This is a genomic window from Devosia sp. (genome assembly GCF_040509215.1).
Classification (GTDB): domain Bacteria; phylum Pseudomonadota; class Alphaproteobacteria; order Rhizobiales; family Devosiaceae; genus Devosia.
Map to the genome: position 1 here is coordinate 1 of NZ_JBEVLL010000158.1, position 5270 is coordinate 5270.

At 63.8% G+C, this 5270-nt stretch carries 3 protein-coding genes and 1 pseudogene; 3 read left to right on the plus strand and 1 reads right to left on the minus strand.

All coding sequences use genetic code 11. From position 1 onward, the window contains the following. Positions 1 to 177 precede the first annotated feature (177 nt). The 3 genes from ABW043_RS08720 (at position 178) to ABW043_RS08730 (ending at position 3812) form a co-directional block, all read left to right on the plus strand. Positions 178 to 1239, plus strand: a complete 1062-nt coding sequence (locus ABW043_RS08720; protein ID WP_353920826.1) for a glycosyltransferase family 4 protein — start codon at positions 178 to 180, stop codon at positions 1237 to 1239. A 121-nt stretch (positions 1240 to 1360) separates the two neighbouring features. Continuing rightward, complete coding sequence (locus tag ABW043_RS08725) at positions 1361 to 2569, plus strand: MFS transporter (RefSeq protein WP_353920827.1); 1209 nt, start codon at positions 1361 to 1363, stop codon at positions 2567 to 2569. A 55-nt stretch (positions 2570 to 2624) separates the two neighbouring features. Continuing rightward, the gene (locus ABW043_RS08730; RefSeq protein WP_353920828.1) at positions 2625 to 3812 is read left to right on the plus strand and encodes an MFS transporter; all 1188 of its coding nucleotides are present in this window, start codon (positions 2625 to 2627) and stop codon (positions 3810 to 3812) included. Positions 3813 to 4095: 283 nt separating this feature from the next. On the opposite strand, the pseudogene ABW043_RS08735 reads toward ABW043_RS08730, so the two are convergent. Then, positions 4096 to 5270, minus strand: a pseudogene (locus ABW043_RS08735) (hypothetical protein); the annotation flags it as partial.

A 5270-nucleotide genomic window follows, 5' to 3' on the forward strand; every position in this document is an offset into this window, starting at 1 on the left:
GATGGCGAGTTCGAGCTGATCAAGTGGACCGAGATGGTGGTGGGCGAGCCGCGCCGCGCTAAAATCCGTCGTCCCGTAACGGAATAGGCTGTCGCCGCTCCGTCGCAATATCGTCACGGCAACGCAAATTGGCGGGAGCAGGCTGATCTGGCCTGAACCCAGCTACGCGGTGCCGCCATGGCCAATACCGTTTCGTTTCCCTCAGCCCGTCGCATCGTCATTGTCACCGATGCCTGGCGTCCACAGATCAATGGCGTGGTCCGCACGCTCGAAAGCGTCGGCAAGGTGCTGCGCGAATGGGGGCATAGCGTCGACTACTTGACGCCGGAACCGTTCTGGACCGTGCCAGTGCCGACCTATCCCGAAATCAGGCTCTCATTGGCCTCGCGCCGGGCGGTGTTCCGCCGGTTGGCGCATTCGCGAGCCCATCACATCCACATTGCGACAGAAGGGCCGTTGGGCTTGCTGGCGCGCCAATATTGCATCGAGCGCGGCAAAGGCTTTTCGACGAGTTTTCATACCCGCTTCCCGGAATATGTTTCGGCCCGTCTGCCGGTGCCGCACGACTGGAGCTACGGCTATCTGCGCTGGTTCCATGAGCCCGCCGGCAATACGCTGGTGCCGACGCCTTCATTGCTTGAGGACCTTGCATCGCGAGACCTCAAGCATCTGAGGCTTTGGGGACGAGGCGTCGACATGGAGCGCTTCCAGCCCGGCAAGTCCGATGTATTCGCCCACCTTCCGGGGCCGCATCTGCTCTATGTGGGGCGGGTGTCCGCAGAGAAGAATATCGAGGCGTTCCTGGCGCTCGATGTGGCGGGGACCAAGATCGTCGTGGGCGACGGTCCTGATCGCGTACGGCTCGAAAAGCTGCATCCCGATGTGGTGTTCTGCGGCTATCGGCACGGCGAGGCGCTGGTTGAGGCCTATCAGGGCGCTGATGTCTTCGTCTTTCCCAGCCGCACCGATACCTTTGGCAATGTGATGACCGAAGCCTTGGCCTGTGGCACGCCGGTAGCTGCCTATCCGGTGACCGGCCCCAAGGATATTCTGACCGATGGACGGGCAGGGGCGCTGCACGCGGACCTTGCAGTGGCCGTGCGGAGGGCACTGATGCTCGACCGCCGCGACGCCTCCAGCCATGCGCAGAATTTCACCTGGGCGGCGAGCGCCAGACAGTTTCTGGATGGGCTCGTTCCGGCGACAGTCCGGCTGCCGCAGCTGGCGGAAGCGATGTAGCGTACCCGAAAGGACGCATCGATTTAGAACGTTGCAGTTGTGCTCATTTGGGTCTTGCATTGTGTGACACTGCAAGGCACCAAGGGGTCCGCGGCGCTGATTTGCGCCCGGAGTCTTTTCCATGTCTTCCGTTCTGTCGCGCTTCGATACCCCCGAGGCGCGTGCATCGCTTTATCAATTTACGGTCTATCTTCCGGGCGCTGTGGCGTCGGTTTTTCTCGGCATCTGGTTGAGCCAGCATGGCATACCCGCCGACCAGATCGGGTTGATCAATGCGCTGCCCATGCTGGGCCTCCTGCTTCTCAACATGATCATCGGCCGCATAGCCGACCGCGCGGATGACTGGCGCACGGCGATCATCGCCATTTCTCTGGTTTCGGCCGTGGCGCCGCTGGGTCTTTATTTCATATCGGAATTCTGGGGCATCCTGCTCGTCTGGGCCCTGGTGGCCATGTCCAATGGCCTCGTGCCCCCCATTATCGACGCTGCGACCGTGCGCATGACCAAGCGCAACGGCACCGATTTCGGCGCTGTTCGGGCCTGGGCGACCATCGGCTATGTGGTTGGCGCGGCTGGTATCGGCGGGCTTCTTACCGTCGTTGGGCCGGGCTCCTTCGTGACGCTCTACGTTGCCATGACCGTGCTGCGCGCGGTTATCGGTTTTCTCCTGCCGCGCTTCCGGGCGCCGATGCAGGAGGCGACCCTTGCCAATGTGAAGCAGGGTACTCCGCAGCGCGTCAAACTGCGGGATTCGCTGAAACCGTGGTTTGTGCTGCCGCTGGTGGCCTTTGCGCTGGTCAATGCCAGCAATGCCGTGATGGGCAGCTTTGGTGCCTTGCTCTGGCACCAGCAGGGCATTCCGGACTACTTCCTTGGCCCGCTACTGGGCATTGCGGCTGTGGGCGAAGCAGCCTTGATGCTTGCCTGGCGCCGGTTTGGCGGACGGGTGACGGCTCGCAACATGATCCTGGCCGCCTGCATGGCGGGGCTCTTCCGTTTTACCGTGCTGGCCTTCGCGCCGCCCGTCGAAGCGCTGTTCTTCCTGCAATTGCTGCATGCCTTCAGTTTTGGCATGGGCTATTTCGGCGTCGTACACTTCATCGCCAACTGGACACATGAATCCAATGCCGCCGAAGCGCAGGGCTTTGCCAATATGCTCAACCAGGGCGCGGCCATGGTCATGCTGGTGACATTCGGGTGGCTGGTGGAATGGTTCGGTCCGTCGGCCTTCTTCGCCTCGACGGTGACCTGCTCCATTGGCATTGTTTGCGTTCTTGTCTCGCTGCGCATTCGTCCGCCGAAGGATGCGACGCGGCCTGTTGTTTCCTGATGCGTGAGGGGCACCGTCGCCCCTCCGCTGTGTTCCCGTTTCCCTGGATGCCTGAATGAGCCAGAGCCCCGCCGGCCGTTTGACGCCCGAGATGCGTACCTCGGCTTTTTACGCCAGCTTCTTCACCGGCAGCGGCGCCGCAGTGATGTTCCTGCCGATCTGGCTGTCGGGCCAAGGCATTACGCCCGAGCAGATCGGCATCATCAATGCCGTGCCCATCGTGGTGATCCTGCTGTTCAACCTGGTGATCGGGCGCGTGGCCGACCGGGCCAAGGACTGGCGGCAGGTCATTGTGATCGGCGCGCTGATCGGGGGCATCGTCCCCATCGGGCTGTTCTTCGTCAATGAGTTCTGGGGCATCCTGCTGTTCTGGACGCTGGCGTGTCTTCCTGGCGGCGCCGTCGGGCCGGTGCTCGATGCCGCGACCATGCGTTTGGCGCGGCGGAATGGCACCGACTATGGCGTGATGCGAGCCTGGGGAACCGTAGGCTATATGCTGTTCAACGGGCTGACGGGCTATCTGGTCGTCTGGTATGGCGCCGGCGTCTTCGTGCCGCTGTTTGTTGGGATGGCCATCGTGCGGGCGCTGGTGGCGCTGCAACTGCCGGCATTCCGGGTTCCCGCCGAGCAGAAGACGATCTCCGCCGTCACCGAAGCGCCTGCGGCGGGACGGCTGCGCGATGTCGCAAAACCCTGGTTCATCCTGCCGCTCCTGGGCTTTTGCATGATCTTTGCCACGCATATCGTGCTCAATGCTTTCGGATCGCTGCTCTGGAAGGAGCAGGGCATTCCCGAGAACATCATCGGCCCGCTGATTGCATTGGGTTCGGCCTCGGAGGCCGCGATGATGTTTTTGTGGAAGCGGTTCGGCGGGAAGATTTCGGCGCGCGTGGTGATGCTGATTTCGGCTGGGGCTGCGGCCCTTCGCTGGTGCGTAATGGGGCTGGAGCCGGGTGTGGGTGTTCTGATCCTGCTGCAGCTAAGCCATGGCATCACCTTTGCCATCGGCTATCTCGGCTGCGTGCATTTCATCGCCAACTGGACCGACGAAAGCATCGCGGCCGAAACGCAGAGCCTGTTCGTGGTCGGCCAGCAATTGTTGACGGTCATGTCAGTCATCGGCTTTGGCTGGATCGTGCAGGGTTTTGGTGCGCACGCATTCTTTGCCGCCGCGGCAATGGCGGTGCTCGGCGGCGTCTGCATCTGGGTCTCGCTGCAGATAAGGCCGGCTAAGGCGAAGTAGGGGCGGCAGGCCCGAAGTTCTGCTCGATCGTTATTGTCGCGGCAACCCATCTCGCCTCCACATGGACCACCGGGACAAGCCCGGTGGTGACGTGCGCGGAGGACAGGTCGACGGAATCGCCACATCGTCTTGTGTGCCATTCCCCGCGATAACTGAAACCTTCCGCAGGGCGCTTAAGTCGAGATTGCCGCTTTCGCGAGAAAGACACGGTGGGATGGCGAAACTTCCAAAAACAAAAAGCCCCGGATCGCTCCGGGGCTTTTGTGTTTCGTGGTCTGTCGCCTTAGCTCAGGCGACCGCTCGCGTGGGCGAGGGTGGTGTAGACCTTGCCGCGATCGGAGAGCAGGTACTCGCGGGTTTCGGCAGCGGGGCGCGGGCCGGCGGCGGCGCGCTTCAGCAGCTGTTCGAAATCGCTCATGTAGGCCTGGGCGGTGCGGGCGAATTCCGGGTCGCGCTGCAGGCGCTTGCGGACTTCGTCATAGGTACCCTGGCCGGTCAGCGAGTAGATGCGGCGCGAGAAGACGTTGGATTCGCCGGCCTGGTAACGGCCCCAGGCATCGGCCAGGGCATTGTCGTCGATGGCGTTGGCGATTTCCTCGGTCAGCGTGGAAAGGCCTTGGGTCGGCTGGCCGGCCTGGCTGGCCGAGGCATTGCGCAGCACGTCCCGCAGCCAACCACCTTCGCCGGATTCGGCTGCTGCTTCCTGGCGCTGCGGCGCCGGAGCGGCCTGACGGGCAACGGGAGCAGGCTGGGGCTGCTGGACCGGAGCCGGGGTCGGAGCAGGCTGCTGCGCCTGAACGACTGGACGGGCAGGGGCGCGAGCCGGTTCGGCCGGGCGGGCAGTCGTACGGATCGGATCGACGAGTGTCTGCGCGGCGGGCTCAGGACGATATGCTTCCGGGGCGGGTTCGGGCTGGCGCGGCGGCTGGTAGGGCGCCGGCTCGGGCTGGCGGGGAGCCGCAACGCGCGGCTGGTTGCCACGGCGGTCGGTGAGGTCGTGCGTTGCCGGCTGGCCGCGCACGATGGCGTTGAGTTCGCTGAGGGCTTCGATCTGCTCGGCCACGACGCGGCGCATGGCGGCGGCGCTGGCACGAGTTTCCTCAGGCAGCTCGTTGACGCCGCGAGCGAGTTCCGCACGCGTCGATTCGAGTTCGTGGCCTACTTCGCGGGCCGTTTCGCGCATGGCGCGAGCGGTCTCGGCAAAGCGCTGGGTGGCTTCCTCGATTGCCTGCTGCATTTCGCTGGCGAGACGACGCTGAGCCTCCTGCAGGGCGGCATTGGTGCGGCGGCTCTCGCCATCGGCAGTTTCGCGGAAGTCGCCGAGGCGGGTCGAGACTTCTTCCGTCGTTTGGTCGAGCGTCTGGCGGAAGGTCGAGGTCGACTGGTCGATGGCCTGACGAAGCTGGCTGGTATTGGCAGCGATCGTGTTGCGCACCGAGCTGGTCGTGTCGGTGATGG

Excerpts from the sequence above, each read along its gene's own strand:
- ABW043_RS08730 (WP_353920828.1), top strand. The coding sequence starts at position 2,625 with ATGAGCCAGAGCCCCGCCGGCCGTTTGACGCCCGAGATGCGTACCTCG.
- ABW043_RS08720 (WP_353920826.1), top strand. The coding sequence starts at position 178 with ATGGCCAATACCGTTTCGTTTCCCTCAGCCCGTCGCATCGTCATTGTC.
- ABW043_RS08725 (WP_353920827.1), top strand. The coding sequence starts at position 1,361 with ATGTCTTCCGTTCTGTCGCGCTTCGATACCCCCGAGGCGCGTGCATCG.